Origin of the sequence: Affinundibacterium baiyunense (assembly GCF_018139645.1) — a bacterium.
GTDB classification, from domain to species: Bacteria; Pseudomonadota; Gammaproteobacteria; order Burkholderiales; family Burkholderiaceae_D; genus Undibacterium; species Undibacterium baiyunense.
Genome location: NZ_JAGSPM010000002.1, coordinates 101,865 through 125,103 on the forward strand (window position 1 = coordinate 101,865; position 23,239 = coordinate 125,103).

Annotated in this window: 20 protein-coding genes; 7 read left to right on the forward strand and 13 right to left on the reverse strand. The window is 46.1% G+C overall.

What is annotated here, in order from left to right; genetic code table 11:
- Positions 1–22 precede the first annotated feature (22 nt).
- The 3 genes from KDM92_RS03690 to hppD all read right to left on the reverse strand — a co-directional run bounded on the left by KDM92_RS03690 (position 23) and on the right by hppD (position 4,432).
- Complete coding sequence (locus KDM92_RS03690; RefSeq protein WP_212683065.1) at positions 23–2,422, reverse strand: EAL domain-containing protein; 2,400 nt, start codon at positions 2,420–2,422, stop codon at positions 23–25.
- Positions 2,423–2,816: 394 nt separating this feature from the next.
- A complete protein-coding gene (locus KDM92_RS03695; protein ID WP_212683066.1) occupies positions 2,817–3,386 on the reverse strand; it encodes a VOC family protein in 570 nt (189 codons plus the stop codon).
- Positions 3,387–3,397: 11 nt separating this feature from the next.
- On the reverse strand, positions 3,398–4,432 hold the full coding sequence (gene hppD, locus KDM92_RS03700) for a 4-hydroxyphenylpyruvate dioxygenase (protein ID WP_212683067.1): 1,035 nt from the start codon (positions 4,430–4,432) through the stop codon (positions 3,398–3,400).
- Positions 4,433–4,581: 149 nt separating this feature from the next.
- Here hppD and KDM92_RS03705 point away from each other — a divergent pair, with 149 nt between their 5' ends.
- Positions 4,582–5,460, forward strand: coding sequence for a LysR family transcriptional regulator (locus tag KDM92_RS03705; RefSeq protein ID WP_212683068.1), 879 nt, complete (start codon positions 4,582–4,584; stop codon positions 5,458–5,460).
- An 89-nt stretch (positions 5,461–5,549) separates the two neighbouring features.
- Here KDM92_RS03705 and KDM92_RS03710 read toward each other — a convergent pair whose 3' ends face one another.
- Positions 5,550–5,972 (reverse strand): substrate-binding domain-containing protein, encoded by a 423-nt coding sequence (locus tag KDM92_RS03710; protein WP_212683069.1) that lies wholly within the window; start codon positions 5,970–5,972, stop codon positions 5,550–5,552.
- Positions 5,973–5,984: 12 nt separating this feature from the next.
- Complete coding sequence (locus KDM92_RS03715; RefSeq protein WP_212683070.1) at positions 5,985–7,133, reverse strand: hypothetical protein; 1,149 nt, start codon at positions 7,131–7,133, stop codon at positions 5,985–5,987.
- A gap of 249 nt (positions 7,134–7,382) precedes the next feature.
- Between KDM92_RS03715 and KDM92_RS03720 the strand changes: the two genes are divergently transcribed.
- Positions 7,383–7,709, forward strand: a complete 327-nt coding sequence (locus tag KDM92_RS03720; protein WP_212683071.1) for a DUF4286 family protein — start codon at positions 7,383–7,385, stop codon at positions 7,707–7,709.
- A gap of 61 nt (positions 7,710–7,770) precedes the next feature.
- Here KDM92_RS03720 and KDM92_RS03725 read toward each other — a convergent pair whose 3' ends face one another.
- Entirely contained in the window at positions 7,771–9,990 is a 2,220-nt protein-coding gene (locus KDM92_RS03725; protein WP_212683072.1) for a carbohydrate binding family 9 domain-containing protein, read from the reverse strand.
- Between the two features lie 158 nt (positions 9,991–10,148).
- Positions 10,149–11,213, reverse strand: a complete 1,065-nt coding sequence (locus KDM92_RS03730) for a porin (RefSeq protein ID WP_212683073.1) — start codon at positions 11,211–11,213, stop codon at positions 10,149–10,151.
- Positions 11,214–11,617: 404 nt separating this feature from the next.
- Here KDM92_RS03730 and coq7 point away from each other — a divergent pair, with 404 nt between their 5' ends.
- Positions 11,618–12,250, forward strand: coding sequence for a 2-polyprenyl-3-methyl-6-methoxy-1,4-benzoquinone monooxygenase (coq7, locus tag KDM92_RS03735; RefSeq protein WP_212683074.1), 633 nt, complete (start codon positions 11,618–11,620; stop codon positions 12,248–12,250).
- 95 nt (positions 12,251–12,345) lie between these two features.
- Here the strand turns inward: coq7 and KDM92_RS03740 are convergent, their stop codons facing one another.
- The 4 genes from KDM92_RS03740 to KDM92_RS03755 form a co-directional block, all read right to left on the reverse strand.
- A complete protein-coding gene (locus KDM92_RS03740) occupies positions 12,346–14,622 on the reverse strand; it encodes a UvrD-helicase domain-containing protein (protein ID WP_212683075.1) in 2,277 nt (758 codons plus the stop codon).
- 61 nt (positions 14,623–14,683) lie between these two features.
- Positions 14,684–15,190 (reverse strand): 3'-5' exonuclease family protein, encoded by a 507-nt coding sequence (locus KDM92_RS03745; protein ID WP_230408160.1) that lies wholly within the window; start codon positions 15,188–15,190, stop codon positions 14,684–14,686.
- Positions 15,191–15,378: 188 nt separating this feature from the next.
- Positions 15,379–15,837: a DUF2721 domain-containing protein gene (locus KDM92_RS03750; protein WP_212683402.1), complete on the reverse strand. Its 459-nt coding sequence runs from the start codon at positions 15,835–15,837 to the stop codon at positions 15,379–15,381.
- Positions 15,838–15,882: 45 nt separating this feature from the next.
- Positions 15,883–16,023 (reverse strand): hypothetical protein, encoded by a 141-nt coding sequence (locus tag KDM92_RS03755; RefSeq protein WP_212683076.1) that lies wholly within the window; start codon positions 16,021–16,023, stop codon positions 15,883–15,885.
- A gap of 44 nt (positions 16,024–16,067) precedes the next feature.
- Here KDM92_RS03755 and KDM92_RS03760 point away from each other — a divergent pair, with 44 nt between their 5' ends.
- Complete coding sequence (locus KDM92_RS03760) at positions 16,068–16,601, forward strand: DUF6622 family protein (protein ID WP_212683077.1); 534 nt, start codon at positions 16,068–16,070, stop codon at positions 16,599–16,601.
- Positions 16,602–16,636: 35 nt separating this feature from the next.
- On the opposite strand, the gene KDM92_RS18515 is transcribed toward KDM92_RS03760, so the two are convergent.
- Entirely contained in the window at positions 16,637–17,491 is an 855-nt protein-coding gene (locus KDM92_RS18515) for a hypothetical protein (protein WP_230408161.1), read from the reverse strand.
- 369 nt (positions 17,492–17,860) lie between these two features.
- Here KDM92_RS18515 and KDM92_RS03770 point away from each other — a divergent pair, with 369 nt between their 5' ends.
- The 3 genes from KDM92_RS03770 (at position 17,861) to KDM92_RS03780 (ending at position 21,689) form a co-directional block, all read left to right on the forward strand.
- A complete protein-coding gene (locus tag KDM92_RS03770) occupies positions 17,861–19,663 on the forward strand; it encodes a DUF1800 domain-containing protein (RefSeq protein WP_230408162.1) in 1,803 nt (600 codons plus the stop codon).
- Between the two features lie 27 nt (positions 19,664–19,690).
- Positions 19,691–21,091 carry a DUF1501 domain-containing protein gene (locus KDM92_RS03775; RefSeq protein WP_212683078.1) on the forward strand — a complete coding sequence of 467 codons (1,401 nt, stop codon included), beginning with the start codon at positions 19,691–19,693 and terminating at the stop codon, positions 21,089–21,091.
- Positions 21,092–21,194: 103 nt separating this feature from the next.
- Complete coding sequence (locus tag KDM92_RS03780) at positions 21,195–21,689, forward strand: MarR family winged helix-turn-helix transcriptional regulator (RefSeq protein ID WP_212683079.1); 495 nt, start codon at positions 21,195–21,197, stop codon at positions 21,687–21,689.
- A gap of 51 nt (positions 21,690–21,740) precedes the next feature.
- Here the strand turns inward: KDM92_RS03780 and KDM92_RS03785 are convergent, their stop codons facing one another.
- Positions 21,741–23,183: a serine/threonine-protein kinase gene (locus KDM92_RS03785; protein WP_212683080.1), complete on the reverse strand. Its 1,443-nt coding sequence runs from the start codon at positions 23,181–23,183 to the stop codon at positions 21,741–21,743.
- Positions 23,184–23,239 lie beyond the last annotated feature (56 nt).

Genomic DNA, 23,239 nt, shown 5'->3' on the forward strand with positions numbered 1-23,239 from the left:
CAGCTTGGCTGGCCACAAACGTTTAGTGAGAAGCCGCAGTGTTCAAATCTTGATGTGTCAAGAAATAAGCAATTGCCTGATCCGCTGGTAAGGCTTTTGAAAAATAAAATCCTTGGCACAAATCACATCCAGCATCGCGCAATACCATTAACTCATCTTGCGTTTCTACACCTTCCGCAACAACGGTTAAATTCATTGCCGACGCTAATGCCACGATACTATTAACTATGGGGTTATCTTGCTTACTGCCGCGGCTTCCTTTGACAAAAGTACGGTCGATCTTGATTACATCTAAGGTCAATTGATGTAAATAATTGAGCGACGAGTAGCCAGTACCAAAATCATCTAACAAAACGCGTACATGATTTTTTTGCAGTACTTGAATATTGTTCTGTGCAATCGCAAATTTTTCGATGACCGCACGTTCAGTAATTTCTATGCCTAAGGTATTCGGTTCAATCTTAAATTCATGCAGCAAGGCCAATACCGTATCAATAAACTCTGGGCTTGCAAAATGACGACCAGAAATATTCACACTAACCTTGGGTGAAACCCCAGTTTGCTCGCGCCATGCACGCATTTGTTGTAATGCTTGGCGCAAAACATAGCGATCAATTTTCTCGATTAAACGGTGCTTCTCAGCGTAATCAATAAACTCATTAGGTGGTATCCAAGACTTCAAAGGATGTAGCCAACGCAACAGCGCTTCAAAACCAACTGCGACGCCAGTCGCAACATTCATCACGGGTTGGTAGTGCAAGACAAACTGTTGTTCACTTAATGCCGTATGAATTTCTTCACCCAATACCAAATCACGCACATTGGCACGATCTAATAAAGGATCGTAAAGTTGATAATGGCCACGACCAGCAGACTTGGCTTGATACATAGCAGCATCAGCGCGACGAATAATCTCGCTCGCGGAAATCGCAGTGTCAGTCGCAAACGCAATACCTATACTGGTCGAGCAAATGATCAATACCTCGTTTGCGGCAATAGGCTGCTGCAAGGCAAGAATGATGCGGTCAGCCAATTGCACCGCAGTTTCTTGCGACTCGATATCTTCTAAAAACAGAGCAAACTCATCACCACCGAGCCGTGCCACTGTATCAAGCTGACGCGTTTGCTGAGTCAACAAACGCCCAAACTGGGTCAACAGCGCATCACCAACCGCATGTCCATAGCGGTCATTGATAGTCTTAAATAAATCCACATCCATATACAAAACAGCGCACAGTCTTTGTCCTTGGCGATCTTGCTTTTTCAATGCGTGCGCAACGCGATCAAGAAACAAAGTTCGATTTGCCAGACCCGTCAAGGCGTCGTGCAATGCTAAATGTTGTAATTTCTTTTCTGTCACTTTGCGCTTCAATAGATTCGACACATGACGCGAAACGAAGCTCAGTAGCTCTCTATCTTTTTCGAGATATTCAACTAAAGGCGAATAAGTCTGCACCACTAAGGCGCCTTTTAAATCATCGCCAGCGTTGATTGGCACTCCCAGCCAAGATTCTGCAATCGTACCGAGCAATTCAAAATCGCCACGCTCTATGCGCTCAACGATTTCTTCACGATTAAGCAAAAGTGAAGTGTTATTGAAAATCACCCATGCCGACATACCGCGCATCTCGGTATCGATGGGGCCAATGTCAGCCGGCAAATCTGGATGACGCTCATCGACAAAATAGGGGAATTCTATTCGTCGAGTTTCGTCGTTATAGACCGCGACAAAGAAGGATTTTGCGTACAACAATTCAGCAATCAAATGATGAATACGCTCATACACCGTGAAGAAATTCTCATCTTCGTAAGTTAATGCAGCGATATTAAAGAGTACGCTTTGCAGTTTCTTTGCATATTCCAACTCACTGATCGACGATTCCAGCTGATCAATCAAATTGGTTTGTGCCAATTTCGCAGCAACCATAGATGCTACCGCCGTTAATATCTTAATGCGATCGGGTGTATAAAAATTTTTCTCGAGATTTTCGCTATCAATCACACCAATTAATTGGTCGGAATAAATAATCGGTATCGCTAACTCTGAGCCTGATTCCTGCAAGTCGACCACATACCCAGCATCGCCACTGAGGTCGTTGACGATAATTACTTCTCTGCGCAATGCTGCACGTCCGACAATTCCTTCGCCTAAGCGCAGTTCGAGCGCGTTGCTGATCACACCTTGCACATCAAGCTTATGCCCAAATGCTGATTGTTGAATCAGTAGCTGCTTATGGCTATCCCACAAGTAAATCACACAATCCGCGAAACCCATTTGACCCACGACTTCATTCGCGGTGTACCACAATACTTCTTCTCGGGTGCGCAAGCGTAACAAGGCAATCGCAAATTCGCTCAAGATGTTCAGCGAAGAATTCCGCTCGCGTAATAGCGCAATTTCTTGTTCGGTTTCGACGCTCATAGATGGATTGATCGGCATCACTGTCAATGCTCTCTCGTTAAGGTAGCTATATTGAAAAAAACAGTGCTGAACTTAGGTGCGATCTGGATGGGTTTCAGCGTATTTTTTACGTGAACAATTATGCAGGAATTTTTCAGACGATTTACGGAAAATTGAAGATCTAAGAATACAAAACAACAAACGCGAAACCGAATAGCACAGCACCGATGAACATCAATGGAAAAGATCAAATTCAAGCCCACATCGAAGCGCACATGCAAAAAAAGCAAAGCTGAATTTCTTCCGCTTTGCTTAATGATGCCTCGTGATGCCTGATGATATGTCTTGATGCTTGGGGTAATGTTTAACTCAATTCTTGAGTTCCTCAGCATCGTTTTTCATGATCTCGCCCCGCCTATTGAGCAAACTCCTTCTCATGTAACCATGCAGCGTGATGTACGGTACGCTTACTTGCCGTCCAATCGGCCAACATTTGCGGTGCCAATTGATTTAGGCGCTGCAACATCTCTGGCGTTGAAGTATTGGCAGCCAGTTCAATCCTGTGCCCATTCGGATCATTGAAGTAAATCGACTGGAATAATTCATGATTCGTTGGCCCGATGACTTCCAAGCCTAAGCTCTCCAGATGCGTTTTTGCCGCCATCAATCCAGCCAAACTATCGACTTTAAACGCCAGATGCTGCACCCATGCTGGGGTGTTCGGATCACGTCCCATAGGTGGCGAATTCGGAATCTCGAAAAAAGCCAAGACATTGCCGTTTCCTGCATCCAAAAACACATGCATATATGGATCTTCTTCTTTTGTCGATGGCACGCGATCTTCCGAGATCGCCAGCATAAATTCCATCCCTAAAGCTCTTTGATAAAACTCCACTGTCTCTTTGGTGTCGCGGCAACGATATGCGACGTGATGTACGCCCTGCAATCCGAATGCGGAACTTGCTGATGTTGATAGCGATGTCATGTTCATACTCCTTAAATTACGCCACGACGTTCTTGGTCTTTTTCGATAGAGCGGAACAAGGCACCAAAATTGCCTTCACCAAAACTCAGATTATTTTCACGTTGAATGATCTCGATAAAAATAGGGCCAATAATATTTTTAGTGAAAATTTGCAGCAAGTAGCCGTCTTCATCACCGTCAACCAAGACCTGATGTTGCGCAATTCGGGCGTGATCTTGACGCACATTCGGAACACGTTGAAACACATCTTGATAGTATTCGTCATCGATATCCAAAGTCTCAATCTCACTGCCCTGCAATTGGTCTAGTGAGTGCAAAATATCTTTGGTCAAAAAAGCCAAATGCTGCACGCCAGGTCCGTTGTAATCGCGCAAATATTCGGCGATTTGATCTTGTTCATTCTTCGGCTGATTAATCGGAATACAGAAACTGCCATCCGGAGAACGCAGCGCGTAGCTAGTCAAGCCAGTTTTAGCGCCTTGAATATCAAAGTAACGCACCTCGGTAAAACCAAAAATAGTCTTATAAAAATCCGCCCATTTTTCTTGCTCGCCAAATGGGACGTTATTGGTCAAGTGATCAACACAGAGGAATCCTTTATCCGCTTGTACCAAGGGCGACGGCAAAGCGACGAAATCGCGTTCATAGATCGTTAAACCACTGGTGCTGGGCTCGATGAAATAGATCAAGCTATCACCGATTCCGTACACTGCTGGGTAAGCATGATCCTTGTCTGCATCCGCTACCGCGCGTGCACCACGTTTCACCGCTTCTTGCAAGGCGAACTGCGCATCTTCGACGCGCCACCCCATAGCGCAAATTGATGGCCCATGCTTCTGCGCAAATGCGGCGGAATTGCCTTGACGCTCATTATTGATAAGGAAATGAATATCATTTTGGCGGAAATAGGTAATCGCTTTCGATGCATGTTGACGCAATTTCGAAAAACCAAAAGCCCAAAATAATTTTTCTAGATAGTCTGCGGATGGACCACAGAATTCAGTAAATTCTATGCCCTTGAGCTTCAGTGGATTTGCTTGTGTCATCGTCGGTCTCCATTCAAATTATGTTCACCAACACCGCGTTAGTGAATTTTCTTGTCACTGTAACCAACACACTTAAACAAAAAAAGCGTAATATTTTGCACAACATGATCTAATTATTTGATTGTGTTCACCACCATTTCTGCAATCTCATGAGCTTAGATCTGAATTTTTTATTGGCACTCGATACCGTGGTACGTGAAGGCAGCGTCGCCAAAGCAGCTCTGCGTTTACATCGCGCCCAATCAGCCATCAGCTACCAAATCAAGCAACTTGAACAACAACTAGGTTTAAGCTTGCTTGATCGTGATGGATATCGCGTCAAGCTCACATCGGCTGGTGAAGTCATATTGTCAGAAGGTCGGCGTCTGCTGATTCAAGCGAATCAATTAGAGGTATTGGCGCAAGAACTGAATCAAGAGTGGGAAGCCAAACTCTTAGTCATCATTGATGGCATCTTGCCGCTGCAATCGATACTCAAAGCGCTGAAGAATCTCGCCGATGAGGGCGCACCAACCCGTGTCCAAGTGAAGGTCGAATTTTTGCAGGGTGTACAACATCGCTTTGAAACCGACAAAGCTGATCTAATGATCGTCAAAGACTATGTTGCACATCCACATCTACGTGCAGAAAATTTGTCAGAAATCGAGTGTGTTTTGTGTGTGAGTGCCTCACATCCGCTTGCCGCAATGCGAAATATCAGCCTCGCACAATTACAAGAACATACGGAACTATCGGTACAAGATTCCAGCCAAAGCAGCAATGATCAACACATATTCGGCAGCGAACGTGTGTTTTACTTAGACGGCTTTTTCGCCAAGAAAGAAGCTTTGTTAATGGGCTTGGGTTATGGCTGGATGCCCAGTTTTTTAGTTCAAACAGAACTAAAAGAGAAGCAATTGGTTGAAGTTAAATTTGTCGAAGATTCGCGTTATCGTTTCATCCCTAAAATGGTACACCACCGCAATCAAAATTTAGGCCGCGCTGGACGAAGATTGGTGGAATTACTACGTGCAGAAACTTCGCTATAAATAGCTGAATACGACAACTCTAGCGGATAAAAAAACGGCAGCACTATGGCCGCCGCAAACACATGTCGGTTTTAAATTTGCACACAGCGCTAATGCTTCACCACTTTCACGGATTTGTTCACTTTAGACGAATCTACATAAGCGATGGCGCCCGGCGTACTCGCAACGAATTTCAAAATCTCATCATCACTTGCCATTTCTTTAGGCGGCTTGGCACCACCAGTAAAAATCTGCCTTGCCCATTGTGCCTTTAACTGCGATGGATTTTTCTTGAGCAGCTTATTACCAAACTCTTCACGCAAGGGACCTTCTTTTTGATCAATCGGCGTTGCTTCACTGCCATTGGAGAAAGTTTTGGTTTGTCCCAAAAAGATTTTTGCAATCTGCTCTTCATCAATCGCTGCTGAGTTCGCAGGATTCACGATCACAACCACATCGGCAATCGCAACGCTACTAGCGAACAAACCGACGATCGCAGCACTTACGCATAGTTTAGAAAAGGAAAAATGCATGATATTTCTCCTCTAGAATGTGAAGTCATAAGAAACCGTTGCCAACTTGCGCGTGTTATCGGTGCCGTTTAAGAAATCCCAACGGCTACGATCAAGTTGAAACTTAAGGAAGCTACTGTCACTCAATTGATAGCGCAAAGTCAGTCCGATATTGCGATCAACTTCAATCGCTTTACCAACGCCATCAAAAGAATTAAAGCGACTGATAGTCATCATAGGCAAGAAATTCCCGAAACGATAACCCGCCGCCATCAAGTAGCCACTGTAACTACCACGCTGCGAAGATTGATCAATTTTCGAAAATTCTGTTCTCACAACTAGATCATCTTTATCGACATTCATCGACAAAGAACTATATGTTTGCGGCGAATGTTTACCGTAGCTGATATCAGGTGAGAACTGTACCAATCCAGTTGGTCCCATACGCAAACGTCGCTGCTTGGATTTATTCACTGCAGCGCGCACCGTGAACCAATCTCGATTGAGTTCAAGATCGATGCCATACATATTGTCCCACTGCACATCCACCCGTGAAGGGTCACCTAGCTTCGCAATCGCAACTTCTTTGGCATTTTCTTTACCAAAGTAAGCGCTAGACTTTACCGCCCAACCGCCGATATCGTCGCGGAAGGTCAAGTTTGCGCCGTTGTAATTGACGACTGGCCAACCATAAACATCCGGTGGCACACGCGTCCAATTATAGGCGTAGGCAACGTCTTGGAAATCAGAATAAAAGAATAGCGGTAAACGTTTGCGCCCCGCTTGCAGTGTCCATTTTGGGCTGAGGTTATAAGTCAAGAAAGCGAGCTCAACGCCAAGCTCAGCATCACCGGCAGCATGGCGCGCCATCAATTGACCAGTGAACGATAAATTCTCAGTAAAGGTCGCGGTTCCTTGCAAACCCAAGCGAGATTCGGGCTTTAAAGACCAGCGTGATTCATACACGCTACCATGAGAATAATCGGCGATATAACAAGGGCACTTCCATTTATTATTATCAGGAAAACCCACTTCTAAACCGGACGCGCTAAAGACTTTACCTGCAGTGATATTACCAAAACCCGAATACGTGAAATCAACGGCTTGACTAGTTCCTGCCAAACCCACTAAACCTAGAGCGAGCATTGCTCTATACATGCTGACTGCTTTCAATCTACCCATTTTCCATCCTCCTTATTTTTGAGAGCTGCAAAATCTGATACCTGATCGCTACATAACATGCGATCCAGTAGACTAACTCATGTATCGCGTAAATTTAGTATAGGCTCAAGTATTGCGAGGGGAAATGCCGACATGCATGTTTTTGTGTGGCAAGATACAGAAAAGCAACGCTTATGTTGTATTTGATGCGTTTGACAATTCTTAACAGTATTTTGTTTTTCTTAATTTTTGATGGCGAAGGATGTATCCATGATTTTTTACGAGGTCAGCGTAAAGCTGCCAACATCACAGGCACAAGAGTTCGAAAACTATATGCGAGATAAGCACATACCGGAAATTTGGGCGACCCAATGCTTTGTGCAAATCCATTTTGCCCAGATCGAGCAGAATCACTTTCGCACATGCTATCAAGCGCAATCACTCACCGACTACGAACGCTATCTTGCACAATTTGCGACGGCGATGCGCGCTGATTTTATGCAGCATTTCCCGCAAGATTGTCTTGTAGAAAGACAAGTATGGCGTGGTGTACAAACATGGAAGGCGACTCGAGGCGATAACGATCATGCCGCGTAAGACCAGAGCGAATAGCGTGCATCTTTAAGTGCGATCTACTCGCTCCTAGTATAGAGTCCGATTAAATCTGCCAAGAAAACTTAGTGAATAACTCGCTTTGTTTGCGCTTGGCAACGAAGCCTGGTGTATCTGTTTTCGTCACGGTCCAACCCAGATAAACAGCGCTACCAACGCCTGCACGGTGGGTATATACAAATGAACTGACGCTACGACTACTATGTGAAGCAACCGCCTGTTGATAGGCTTTAGGGTCGCGCTTGGTGCTGGCGTCTTGCAATATCATCCGAATCGTATCTTTCGCACTCAAGTGCAGAATACTATTAATTTGCAAGGCAGTTTCTTTGTAGGTGCGCTCGCTTGTTTGTCCACTTTGTTGATCATCCCGATCTATCCAATTGGTCGCGAAACTGGGCTCTAACTCAAGGCGATCAATCGGTCGAAGTTTCGCACTCATGGAATAAGAGCCACCACGGCCCAAACGATTCGCCATGATATCGATGACATCGCCGACCGTGAAATCCGTCGCAATTCTAGCAATCTGTTTTCCCGGACTGGCAGCAAATCCACCTGCAACACGCCCAATCGAAAATAATTCACCATCTTGATTGACGCGGCTACGCACAGTCGGACTCAAGTTCAAGTATGCAGAACTATCAAACGGCCCAGCAATACGAACACCTGGCGTGAGTATCTTCGACAGCACATTGCCTTCACTATCGAGTTTATATTCTGCGCTGATGTATGTATTGAACTCGTTCAATATACCAGTGCGACCAAATTTTTTGGTCACTTCGGAGTTGATGCTGCGAAAACCGACTTGCGAAAAGAATCCATTATCTGCACGAAAATCCTTGCTGAAATCCCTCAAGTTGACCGACATACCCCAGGCATCATTGCCGCGAGACCAATCGAAATAAGCAGCGTGGCCGTTCGTCGTATTAGCCCGTGCCAGATTACCTTGTCCGTTCATTTGCGCATTTGTCGTACTCATCAAAATTTGTGCGCGCATCAATTGGTTGCGGTCAATCTGCCACACAAAATCAGGCCCCGCGACTCGGTTATAACCAACACCTTGTGCATACTGTCTATCCGTCAACACACCACCCAATGACAAGGAACCTAAACGGAAATTCGCGCGCGCATCGGTCGCTGTCGATGCAACCTGGCTGGTGGCGTAACCTGTAAAATAAGTTTGCGGCACTAAGACCAAAGCACCAGCAGTATCTCGGCTAGTTAAGATACTGAAATCTTTATCTGCATCGCGTTGGGTATAACGCAATCCCACATCAGGATTAGCGATCGTACGGGTACTGATCGCATTGAGTGGGGTACGGAAAATATCCGCACCTTCTAAAAAGAACGGGCGTTTTTCTTGAACAAAAATACCAAAACGGGTGTTGCCTGATAATTGCGGCGAATCCAATTCAATCTGCGAAAAATCCGGATTCAAGGTCGCATCGATAGTGATGGCAGAGGTCGGGCGTAGCTTAAAATCTAAGCTTACGTCATTGGTAGAACTGGCTAGCTTGGGCTTGCCATCGACTTGATCTTGCGCACGTCGTGCAACTAACTGTGGCGTGATGTTCCAGCTCATTCCCGAAGGCAAATGCTGCATGCCTTCAATCGTGTTCGAAAAACACAAATTGCAATTGGTTGCGCGCGTAACCGCACCGCTATACATACGATAACGCTGATCGCGCGTCATATTACGCAATACCAGTAAACTCCAAGGTGTGGTCGAATGCTTGTCATAAGCAATTGAAGAAAACGGGATTTTGAATTCTGCGCTCCATCCACCGTCAAAACGCGCTGGGCTGGCAGAATATTCATAATCCGGCGCAGTGTCGTCACCAGAAGTATCGCTATAAATGCCATCCATCAAAGCGCCACGCGCATTGACATAGAACACCTGCGCTGCTTTGTGACCGCTACTAGGATCTATATATAAGGCAAAAAAATCTTGATCAATACTAATCTTGTCTCGACGTGCAAACGAATCTCTAATCTGACTTGGATCATTATCAAAACCAGTCACACCCACATACAAAAAACGATCGTCATACATCACCCGCACTTCTGTACGCAAATGCGCCGCAACATTATCAAATGGTTGCGTTTGAAAGAAGTTAGTGTGAGGTGTCACCAACTTCCATGCTGCCTCATCTAATTTGCCATCTAACTTCACGACTTCATTTTTCTGCAACTGATGTGCCTGAAAACCAGCATGTGCCGTAGTCGAAAACAGTAAAGCACCGAAACACAATACGCGGAAAAATTTCATAGTCGATCTGATTGAATAAACGGACAACACAAATAAAAGAAATGCAGACTAGAGAAAAGTCAGCAAAAAATAGGGCGCAGCTTAGAAGGAAAGATAGTCAAATAGTTCAAAAAAAAAAGACTGCCGAAGCAGTCTTTTTTCAAACTAAATCCGAGGGATTAGAATGAGTGCAATACACCAACTGTTGTACGCGTTGCTGTCTTGTTACCAGCACCGATGAACAAGCCCAATTCTTGGTCTTTAGCTGCTTTTGTATCTGCTTTAGCATAAGAGAAAGAACCGTAGAATGCTGTACGTTTGCTCAAAGCGTATTTAGCAACACCAACGAATTGATCTGCTTTACCTTTTACATCGCCAGAGCGACGGTTAGCGTAGTAAGCAGCTGTCAATGTTGTTTGTGGAGATACAGCATAGTCAAAGCCTGTACCAAAAACGCTGATTGTACGACCTGTTGTGTTCAATTCGTTTTCTGCATAAGTAACTTTTACAGTCCAGTCAGAATTTACAACGAACTTCGCACCACCAGTGTATGAACGAATTGTTGAGCTATTTGTTGCATCTTTCAACTGTGCGTAAGAGAACACAGCTGTCAAACCATTTTGGCTGAAACCAGCAGATGCACCAGCGTAGCTGCTTGCAGATGCGTCACCAGCTTTTTCACCGAAGCCATACATTGCGCCGAAATTGATGCCGCCCAATACGGATGGGAATGCATATTTTACAGAATTGTTTTGGCGTGTTGGAGAAGAAGAACCAACGCTTGTGCCATGTGTACCGAACAAACCAACGTTGTTCAATGCGCCCAAAGCGATATTTGGGTTAGTGCCAACGTGTGCTACGTTCAATGGATCAACTTGGATCAATGTGTCGTATGCCAAGTTTGTTTGACGACCAACATTCACTGTACCGAAGCTACCAGACAAACCAACAGATGCGTTACGGTCAAACAAGTTACCTGCTGTACCTGTGTCGACGTTCAAAGAGCTTTCCAAGTTGAAATTTGCTTTCAAACCATTGCCCAAATCTTCAGTGCCTTTCAGGCCCCAACGTGATGAAGACAAGTTGCTCGCGTCCAAAGAAAACTTCTTGCCACCAGCTACTGTTTGATTAGACATGTGAGATACAGATGCATCGATTACACCGTACAACACTACAGAAGATTGTGCAGAAGCAGCAGATGCAAATGCACCCAATACTGCGAAAGCGATAAGTGATTTTTTCATCGAAAAACTCTCCAAAGGTTAATAAACTTTTCTTGGTTTGATACTCATTGGTAAATTACCTCCCAATATCAACCAAAGATTTTGTCTCTCTTGTCTCTTGTAAGCACCTTATTATCAAAAATATGGCGACTTCTTGCCTCGTATGCTTAGTGGCATTGGAACAAATTGCACTGTTTTGGGCAAAGAGAATTGCGCTATTATAGAACATATTCAAATTTTATGTGGCATTGCAACAACAAAGCACCAAAAACGCTCAGAAAAACTGTCTTCAGTATAATTTTTCTGTTAACGCAATGCATTGTCTTGGCGCAAGTTTTTTAGCTTGAATTTGAGCGCCAATTGAAGCAATCAACTTACAATTGCTGCTTTCTGGTCTATCTACTTACTACGCTTACTAGGTCACCATGTTTCCCAATACTACTGATCGTTTAATCACTCATTTTGATCGCGCCTTGCGCGTGATTTCAGGTCAAGCGCGTGCGTCGCGGGCAAATCCTGCTAAAGCATTCGCTGACGATAGCCTATCGGATGAGGAAAAGAAGCATAGCGCTGGCTTGATGCGAGTGAATCATGTTGGTGAAATTTGCGCGCAAGCTTTATACGACTCACAAGCTGTGTTTTCAAAATCAGAGGATGTGAAGCGACAATTTGCGCGCTCAAGTATTGAAGAAGAAGATCATTTAGCATGGACCGCTGAACGCTTGAAACAACTCAACTCACATACCAGCGTACTCAATCCTCTCTGGTATGCAGGCGCTTATGCTTGCGGCCTGATTGCCGGACGCTGCGGCGACGCGATCAGCTTAGGTTTTGTGGTAGAAACAGAGAAACAAGTGGAAGCACATCTTGCTAGCCATCTCAAAGATCTGCCAGTGCTGGATCAAAAATCACGTGCGATCGTTGAGCAAATGCGGGTCGATGAAATTGCACATGGCGCTGCGGCTGGTGACTTAGGTGCAGTAGATTTACCTGCGCCAGTCAAAGTAGTAATGCAAGCAATGGCGAAAGTCATGACGACCACTGCTTATCGCATTTAAGTTACTGATGATTATTCACAATAGGCTGCAAGGCATGCAGCCTATTGAGCTTAATCTTTATATTGATGTTTAAGCTATTACCGACGCCACAAACATCAACATTTTTCTAATTTCGCGATACTCAAATCGAGCAACTTCATCCCGAATTTTCCAAAGTTAATATGCGCGCGCGCATTACTGCCGCTACCTTCAATATTCACAATCACCCCCTCACCAAACTTTGCATGGGCGACATTTTCGCCAATCCGCCAGCCAGTGCTTGTTTGATGCTTGCTGATCTGTTGCGCAATCGCATTTGCACCTGATTCAGGTGCTTCGTCCCAAGCTGACTTTGGACGTGCAAACCATGTAGCTTGAATTTTTGGCGATAGCCATTTCAGACTTTCTTCGGGCATTTCATCAAAGAAGCGTGAGCGCATGTTGTAACGCGTTTGACCATGTAACATCCGCGTTTGCGAAAAAGTCATATACAGACGTTGACGTGCACGTGTAATCGCGACATACATCAATCGACGCTCTTCTTCTACTCCAGATTCTTCTTGGCTACTATTTTCATGCGGGAATAATCCTTCTTCTAAACCCCCGATGAAAACCGCATCAAACTCCAAGCCTTTTGCAGCATGCACAGTCATCAGTTGCAAGGCATCTTGTCCAACTTGCGCTTGATTATCACCAGCTTCTAATGAGGCGTGGGATAAGAATGCGGACAGCGGTGACATCACGGTCGGCAATGCTGCATCAGCATCAATGATTTCTATACCTTGATCATTCGCAATTAACGTATTTGCTGGCCTGGAGGCTGGCCCCGCCAATGCGGGCGCATCATGCCCAAATCCTTCCTCGCTTACAAACAAGGTTGCCGCATTCACCAATTGCTCTAAGTTTTCGATGCGGTCTGCGCCTTCTTTTTCGCTCTGATAATGCGTAATCAAAGTGCTGAGATCGAGCACCACCTGCACCATCTCTGGCAAAGGTAAGTTCTGCGTTTCAAAACGGGCACCTTCAATTAATTTAACGAAATTACCTAGAGAAGAACCAGCTTTACCCGCGACGTAAGGCACAGCAGCGTACAGTGAAATATTGTATTGCTTGGCTGCGTCTTGTAATTGTTCAATCGAGCGCGCGCCAATGCCACGCGTAGGAAAATTCACCACGCGCAAAAACGCTGAATCATTATGGGGATTGTCCATCAACTGCAAATACGCGATAGCGTGCTTAACTTCGGCGCGATCAAAGTAGCGTTGTCCACCATAAACGCGATACGGCACATTCGCAGAAAACAGCGCATGTTCAATTACACGTGATTGCGCGTTTGAACGATACAAGATCGCAATCTGGCTACGTTCAAAACCATCACGAATCAAGTTTTTAGCTTCTTCTGTAATCCACTGCGCTTCTTGTATATCGCTGCTGGCTTCAAACACTCTGACTAGCTCACCATGTCCGGCATCGGTGCGTAAGTTTTTGCCTAAGCGTTTGCTATTGTGTTCAATCAAAGCATTTGCTGTATCCAAAATATGCCCATGTGAACGGTAATTTTGCTCTAGCTTGATTAAATTCTCGACGCGAAATTCTTTTTCAAACGCCGACATGTTGCCCACATTCGCACCACGGAAAGCGTAAATACTTTGATCATCATCGCCCACTGCAAACACCGCGCCCTGCGTGCCCGCCATCAGTTTTAGCCATTTATATTGCAAGTCATTAGTATCTTGAAACTCATCCACCAAAATATGTTTAAAGCGCGCTTGATAGTGTTCGCGCAGCGGTTGATTACGGCTTAATAATTCATAAGTTCGCAACAATAGTTCCGCAAAATCAACCACGCCTTCACGCTGGCATTGCAAATCGTAGAGATCATACAAAGCCACCATTTTGCGATTGAAATCATCATAGGCATCAACCTGTGCGGCTCGTAAACCTTGCTCTTTCGCGCTATTAATGAAATACATCAAAGTCTTGGCTGGATACTTTTCATCGTCGATAGTATTTGCTTTTAACAGACGTTTAATAAACGCAAGCTGATCGCCCGAATCCAAAATCTGAAACGTTTGTGGCAAGCCCGCATCGCGATGATGCGCACGCAATAAACGATTGCATAGGCCGTGAAAGGTGCCTATCCACATACCACGCGTATTGATTGGCAGCATAGCAGACAAACGGGTCAGCATTTCTTTGGCTGACTTATTGGTAAAGGTCACCGCTAACACACCATTGGGTGAAACCTGTCCGGTTTGAATCAACCACGCGATGCGGGTCGTCAACACACGGGTTTTGCCAGACCCAGCGCCCGCCAAAATTAAGGCAGATTGCGCAGGTAAGGTGACGGCAGCGAGCTGCTCGGGATTGAGATTATGTAAGAGATTTTGCATCCCGATATTATACGGGAGTGCCTAGTTGGAAAATCGCACTACGTGAAAAAAGACTGATTTTTTATACAGTCTGTTTTTTGGCTTCATCGTAAGTTCTTAGCCAGGTTAGTTGTAATACCCGCGCATCGCTACTGGCACGATGCCTTGCCACACGCAGCTCTTGGATAATTTGCTGCTTTGTGGCTTCCCAGTCGGGTAGCTGGTCGTCATCGATAATTTCATACAAATCAGCTAGTGTGAACTTCTGAACGATTTGTGCGGATTCGAACAAATTTGCTAACCACACATAGTCTTGTCCCCAGCCGTCTGTGTACACCGTACGACCGCCGAGAAAGAAATTGAGTTGTTCTGCCACAAACTGCACCGAGTTACCGCGCTCGATCAACACTTCACGCGGAATTCCATGCACCCGCGCAGCATCTAAATCCCAATGTGTCCATTCCGCTTCGGGACGAATCAACGAACACCAACCTTCGCCATGACGACCGGAAAATCCGATTTCGATAGGATAACTGCCTGATCCAAAACCAGACGCTTCGATGTCTAAAATAATAGGCACAGTCATCATCACCAACTCCTAAATTGGGGATCACATGCGATAGTGATTTCGATGCAATTGAGAAATCCTATTGTGCCGCAAATTCAAGCGCAAGCAAGTGCAATCGGGCGAATATGCCGAGGTTTTACAAAGATGAGGAAGCTGCCGTGGTTTTTCGTGCACGCTTTAGGTAGATGAGGGCAGCCTAGACAAGTCAACTAAGGCAAAAAGCGCGCGCCATGCTCGCGTTGACGTCGCAAGGTTTTGGTGGCGACAAAGATTTCGCGTAGAAAGTAAATAAAACTACCAATCAAGGCCAATACTCCGCTCACAAACAAAGCGGCAACAATTTTATCTAAATGTAAATCGAGTGCATCGCCTAAAAATAAAGCAGCGATCACCAAGCAAATCAACAAAGCACAGGTCGAGCTCAAAGTAATTGCACGGTTAATCAAATGCGAGCGTTGATACAACTCGTCTAACTCGATCCGCATATTCGGACTTAGCTTTTCTGCGCCTTGCGCGCTAACCATATCTTCTAACACTCGAGAGCGATCGATAATTCGTGCCAAGCGGTTGGTCAACACCGTCAAGTTGGTACCAACACCAGTCAGCAAAAACACTGGGGCAATGGCGAGTTGAATAATTTGTCCGATATTTCCAAGATGTAAATTGATCACGAGCTATCTCTATATGTTTGTGCGAAAAAGATGACTTGTATTTTAGCAGGCATATGTCGCGGCAACAGTAAATCTCGCGACTCGCTTGGCGCCATGGCAGAACCAACCACGCTCACCAAGCGACGATTCGTCGCAAATCGCTAGCCTGTCATCCGCCACACCATGCACACTAACGTCATTCATTCACGACGATGACCAATTAAACCGGTCGAATAAAAGGATCAACAATGGCACAGCTATTTACACATACACCAACTTGGGTCTGGTTACTGTTAGCAGGTCTCTGTATTGTCGGTTACTTACAAACAAAAACACGCGAAGTTTCTGCCGCACGTCTGATGTTGTTACCACTGGCAATGATGGTCTGGTCGGTGATCGCTACTTATCAACAGTTAGGTGCGCAATTGATCACATTGGCAGCATGGAGCATCGGTCTTGTACTGAGTTGTGGGTTATTTATCCAACTATTTCCTGCACGTCAGAACGATTACAAACCGCACAACGCCCGATTTGCAGTGACAGGAAGTTGGCTGCCATTGATGCTGATACTGGGTATTTTTATCACCAAATATGGGATGACAGTGAGTTTAACGTTACGCCCACAATTACAAGAAAGCCTGAACTTTGTACTTAGCGTGAGCACTGTGCTTGGCATTTTTAGTGGTGTTTTGCTCGGCCGCGCCGTACGCTTATTGCGCTCACGCCAGTTACATCAAGCAGCACAACAGCAAACCCAACTCGTCTCTTCTTCTATGTCTTAAGACTTTGCACTAAAACATTGCGCTAGCGATGTAGCTCAACGTTTTGGTTTAGCAAATTCTGGAAACTCTTCTAGCATGAAAGCTTCCAACTCGGCGCTGTCCTCGACTCGGGCAGATAAAGTCACTACGCGACCGAGGCGATTTGATTCCCAACGAAAATCGCCTTTGTAGTGGGTGCGAATAATTTCTATCATCTTACGCACCATCGCAAGATCGAGATTGCCACCAACACCGGCATCAACTTCGATGGTTTGCTTCCAACCGTTACTGTTTACTTTCCAGCCGCGGAAAGTGAAGGTACCAACCCTCACGCTCTTACTCACGATTTGAAACACACCATTGGTGCCATCTTGCCCACTGGCTTGTTGCATACTGCGTCTTACATTGGCTTCTGCGATTTGCTGTGGACTCAAACCACGTTGGCCTTGCTCGGCTGCGCGATTTTCGGCTGCTGCGGCGGCTTCTGCCTTTTGTCGGCGTTCACGTGCTGCATTCAACATTGCTGCCATATCAGGCACCGCATCTTCATACTTCTTCGGTGGCTCTGCTGGCAAATTGGGGTCAATAATCCCATCGGGATTGGGCGGACTAATGATGGTCTTTTTCGCTGTCGTGTTTTTTGTCGGTGCTGATTTGGCTACCACTTTCTTCGGCTCTGGCTCGCCCTTTTGCACTTGCTTCACTTTTTCCATGATGAAGACCATGGGACCGCTGACTGGCTTGCCGCTTTGAATATCCGCACGAATCTTCAAAAGTAAATAGAAAAACAAGCCATGCATCGCCAGCACAAGCAAAATCGCGATCAGACGACGTGGTCTGATCCGCAATTCGATATGAATAACACCTTGTTCTTCTAGCTCGCGCTCTCTTGATTCTGTGTACAACTTCATGCGGTTTGATTCAAATTGCTTTGCTTTTTTCTGAAGTTGGCAAGGATACCTTAATCTTGGGTAAAAGCTTGTATCAAAGCATTGCACAGATATTTATTTTATCTATACGAACAAACAAGATAATTTGCCGAATACATATGAAATGGCAGTGCGCAATTGTGTTTTTGCGCAAGAGATGTAACAGAATCTGCACTCTTTTTACACTTTTAGCTCGGCATTCAGGCTCTTTTTGACTAGCAAATGACCAATTCATCGATATTTGGATTGCTCACATTTGCTTACAAAGCGACTCTTGTCGACTCCTGCCATGCTCACTAATCTGGGATTTCTTCGGTATTTCCCTACCAGTACTTTCCCGCGAGGCGCGACATGCTCATTGATGAAAAAACCCAACAAGAGATCAGCAAAGAATCTCTAACTCAGTCACATAGCTCGACTAACTCCGATAACAACTTCATGCGCAACATAGTGGCGACCAGCAGCGCCGCCGTGTTAGCCACAGCTTGTGGTGGCGACGGCAAAGTGGGCCCGAGCGAAACTGTAACGTCGCCGCCTGCTAGTAGCAATGGCAACGCTAGCAACAGCGCCAGTAGCGCAACGGTCCTTCCCACCGTCATCAGCGATGCAGCGGCGGCTCGCTTCCTGATGCAAGCCGCGATGGGAGCAAGTCGTGCTGAAATCGCGCGTGTTCAAGCGCTCGGCTACAGTGGATGGATAGATCAACAAATGGCGATACCCGCCAGCCAAAGTCGTTGGGATTGGTTGCGCTCAAAAGGCATGGATAGTAGCGAGTATCGCAACTCGCAAGCCGGTTTCGACTCTTGTGCCTGGAAAAAACTCATTAATTCTCCCGATACCTTACGTCAACGCATCTGTTTTGCCCTATCCGAAATTTTAGTAGTGAGCATAGAAGGCTTGGTCAATGGCGGTGGCTGGAAAGCTTTTGCAGCGGCGAATTATCTCGATTTGTTGGAAGCCAATTGCTTCGGTAATTATCGCGATTTATTGCAGAAGATCTCGACCAACACAGCGATGAGTCTGTATCTGACTTATCGTGGCAACAGCAAATACAACCCCGTCACAAGCGCTTTACCCGACGAAAACTATGCGCGTGAATTGATGCAATTATTCAGCATTGGTCTAGTCAACTTAAATCAAGACGGCAGTTTGGCAACACAGAATGGCATCGCCGTCGAAAGCTATGGTTTAGAAGACATCACTGGTTTAGCGCGCGTATTCACTGGTTGGGATTTCGATCTCACTGGCGGTAACACCTCAACACCCGATTATCACCGTCGTCCTTTGCGTCAATATCCAAATAAGCATGAAACTGGTGCATCCAGTTTTTTGGGACAAACCATACCGGCTGGCATTAGCGGCGAAGAAGCCTTAAGTCGTAGTCTGGATATTATTTTCGCGCATACGAATGTGGCGCCGTTCATCGCCAAACAACTGATACAAAAGCTCGTCACCAGCAATCCAAGTCCTGCCTATGTGGCTCGCGTAGCAGCGGTATTTAATCATAATGGGCAAGCTAGCGGACTCAACGCCAAAGGCGATATGAAGGCCGTGATCAAAGCCATTTTATTAGATGATGAAGCCCGCAATCTAAACAATACGCAGTTGCCTTACTTCGGCAAAGTGCGTGAACCACTGCAACGCTTCTTAGCATGGGCACGCGCTTTCAGCGCTAATTCGCCATCCGATCTATGGCGCATTGGCGATACCAGCGATGCGGGAACTAAGCTTGGACAAAGTCCACTACGTTCGCCCAGCGTATTTAATTTTTATCGTCCTGGCTATGTACCGCCAAATACCAGCATCGCAGCAGCTTCACTAAGCGCACCTGAAATGCAAATGGTCAGCGAATCTTCGGTAGTGGGCTATGTCAATTTTATGCAAGACATCATTGACGGCAGTCGTGGCGGTAATGATTTGCAAGCGGATTACAGCAGCTTGTTAGCGCTGGCCGATAAGCCAGCGGCTCTAGTTGCCGAAATCAATCTACTTTTGGCTGCCGAACAATTGAGCACAAGCACGGTGCAAACCATACAAAATGCGATCGCCAGCATTTCGATCGGAACCAATAATGCCGAGCGAAATAAGTATCAGCGCATCTATGCCGCGCTGTTGCTGGTACTTGCATCACCCGAATTTATCGTCCTGAAATAATTTGCCTACGTTTAAGGAAAGATCATCATGAATCATCCATCTGAAACCAATCCTTCTCGTCGCGCTTTTTTACAACGCGTTAGTGCCTTATCACTGGCGGGAGTAGCAACACCGTGGGCGGTGAATCTCGCTACCATGGCGGAAGCTTCTGCCGCCAATGCGCAGGACTATAAGGCGATCGTATGCGTCTTCTTATATGGCGGCAACGACTATGCAAATACGCTAGTGCCATATGACAGCCAAAGCTACAATGCCTACCAAAGTTTGCGGCCAAACCTTGCTTATGCGCGTGATCGCTTGCATGCCACTGCACTCAAGTCATCGCAAGCATTGATCGATAGAAATGGTGTACAACGCCAATACGCGCTAGCACCAGAGCTCTCCCCTATGCTGCCCTTATTCGATAGCGGCAAACTCGGTGTTCTGCTGAACGTTGGTAGCTTAATGCAGCCAACCAGCAAAACGCAGTACACAAACAAGTCGGTAGCATTACCACCTAAACTATTCTCACACAACGATCAACAATCGATTTGGCAATCATCCTCACCTGAGGGGGCGGTATCTGGATGGGGCGGCAGAATGGGCGACTTATTCGTCAGTGGCAATGGCAAAGCCACCTTCACTTGCGTGAATGTCTCGGGTAATGCGGTCTTTTTATCGGGCCAACAAGCGGTGCAGTATCAAGTTACCAGTAATGGATCGGTTCCATTAAATGGCTTAAGTACACCACTATTTGGTTCAAGCGCCTGCTCCGACGCGCTACGCCAAATCGTGACGCAGAGTCGAACCCATTTGTTTGAACATGAATACAATCGCGTCAGTACTCGCTCGATCGAAGCAGATCAAGTGCTAAGCGCAGCACTCGCCTCTGCCCCACCCATCACGACGCCGTTTCCCGCGGATAATCGCTTGGCATCGCAACTTAAGATGGTTGCACGCATGATTGCATCCGCCTCAGCACTAAGCGCAAAGAGACAGGTGTTTTTTGTTTCTCTAGGTGGATTCGACACCCACGATGGTTTACTGACTGAACATCCGATCTTACTAAAAACGGTAGCAGATGCACTCGCCGCCTTCTACAACGCGACTGTCGAATTAGGTGTCGCCAATTCCGTCACGGCCTTCACCGCTTCCGATTTTGGTCGCACCCTCACTGGCAATAATGATGGCAGTGATCACGGCTGGGGCAGTATGCATTTCATGTTGGGTGGCGCGGTCAAGGGCGGCAGCTTGTATGGCACCGCGCCACTAGTAGCGAACAATGGCGAAGACGATGTCGGTCAAGGGCGCTTATTACCGACAACCTCAGTCGAACAATATGCAGCAACACTGGGCAAGTGGTTGGGCATCACTGATTCTGAGTTAATTGACTTGTTACCGAACCTGCGTAATTTTGATACTAACAGTAGAAACTTGGGCTTTCTATAAACAAATGTAAGCATCGCCATTTAGTTGTTATTGACAACTAAATGGCGATTTCCTATGATGTGCGCTTCCGAATAGCTCTACCCAATCGATTCCGCCATCTTCTATGCTCACACCATCCCATTCCGGTTCTTTAGTTAGAGAAGTCAGTCGTCTATTTGTTCGTTCTCAACGTGCGCAAACGGCATGTGTCGATGGGGCTTCGAATGTGCAATGCCATGTGCTTACTGAATTATTGCGCGTCGATGGAATTACACAGCAAGCTTTAGCCGAACGATTATCCTTGGACAAAGCATGGATTAGCCGAGCGGTCGACGCACTAGTCGGTGATGGTGTCGTGTCAAAATTGCCGAGTGAACTCGACAAACGTAGCGTCAATCTGAGCTTGACGCCACTCGGCCGGGTGCGTGCCGAAAAATTAGAAAGCGCACTGAACAATCATGCGGCGCAAGTATTTAATCTAATTCCGCAAGACAAACACGCGCAATTAGAAGACTCACTGAACATCTTAATCGCAGCTTTACGACAAAATCCTTTTGAGCAAAATGACTTGCATTCTGATGTAGAGAACAATGCAGGTTCCACATCGTCACATCCTTAAGCAGCGGCTACTTCAAACTGATTTTAGTGTTGTGCTCGACAAGCGCAGAGCTCAAAACGGCAGGCCACGTTCTTTGCTTAGCGCAGCCAAATAACGCTGCGCATCTTCCCAACTGATATTACTCACTTGGACAGTGTCATGGCTTTTCATCTTGGCGTGTTGCGCTTGCTGCAATAAACGTAATTCTGCCGCCTTATTTTGGCGCTCAGTTTCTCGTTCTAGCTGTTCTAAGTCGCGCAAACGTTTTTGTTTTTCGACTAGTGCATGCAATGCGGCAGAGGCTTGCTGACGTCTTTGCTGCTCTAGCTCTTTGCGTTGTCGCCTTTGCTCAGCACGTTGCTGCGCCGCGCTCTCAAAAGGTGACATACTTTGACCTTGCTCGACAAAGGCAGAGACCTCAGGCTGATTGCTTTGTTGTCCGGCTTTTTTTAAGGCAGCCAAAAGTGCTAGAGCGGTTGCTGGTCGTTGTTTGATATCGATCGCAAAACCGCTTTGCAAAACCAACCATTGTGCTTGATTGATGCCCAGCGGTTTTTGCGCTTGTTGCTGGGTTTGTCGATACTCACCAAACGGTAGCCGCCCTTCCAACATTTGATAAATCATGATCGCCATCGCATACACATCTAATGCTGGTGTATATGGCGACACCGGTGAACCACCATGTGCTGAAATATCGGCTTCTGGCGCACGATAGCCTGCAGTACCGGCATGCGGTGAACGCACCGAGGCAAAACCCGGCGTGCTGAGCCCAGCACTAGTTTGGGTACGAAGACGAGCAGAGATACCAAAATCAAGCAATTTCACCTGACCATCTTTAGTCAAAAACAAATTACTCGGTTTCAAATCACGATGCACCAATTTGTGCTTTTCCCACGCATATTGCAAGGCCTGCGCAACCGGCAACAACATCCGTAAAGCTTGTTGCCATTCACAGCGTTGATGCTGCGCCAAATAGCGATCAAAATCTTGGCCATCCAAGTATTCCATCATAATGAAATAGCTATTGGTAGCAGGATCACGCGCCCAGTCATAGACGCGCACAATATGCTCATGTGCCAACTTACGTACTAGCGAAGCTTCTTCAATTAGTAAATGCGTATGCAGTGCACTTTGGGTGAAATGTGGCGGCAAGATTTTGATGGCGAGTTTTTCACTATGGCCAATTGCAGCTTGGGTCGCTAGATCACTGACCTGCCAAACTTGTCCCATTCCACCTTGGCCTAATAACCGCTCCAATTGGTAACGCTTCGCTTGCGCACCTATCTCTTGGCCTGCAATAAAGCCAAGATCGGTTCCATCCAATGATTCAAATGGCGACGCACTAACACCAAGACTTGCGCCGAGGGTGCCGCTGCGACTAGCAGCAAGGCTGCCGTTCGGACCAAATTCCGTATCGAGAATCGCGTTCTTTCTTTGCGTGAATTCCTGTTCGCTCAACAAACCTTCGTTCAAAAGATCACGCAATTCACGGATTTTATGTAATGGCTTTTGCATGATCTTGATTCGACACGGGTTCAACACCTAGTTCCACACGAAATTCTCAAGCTAAT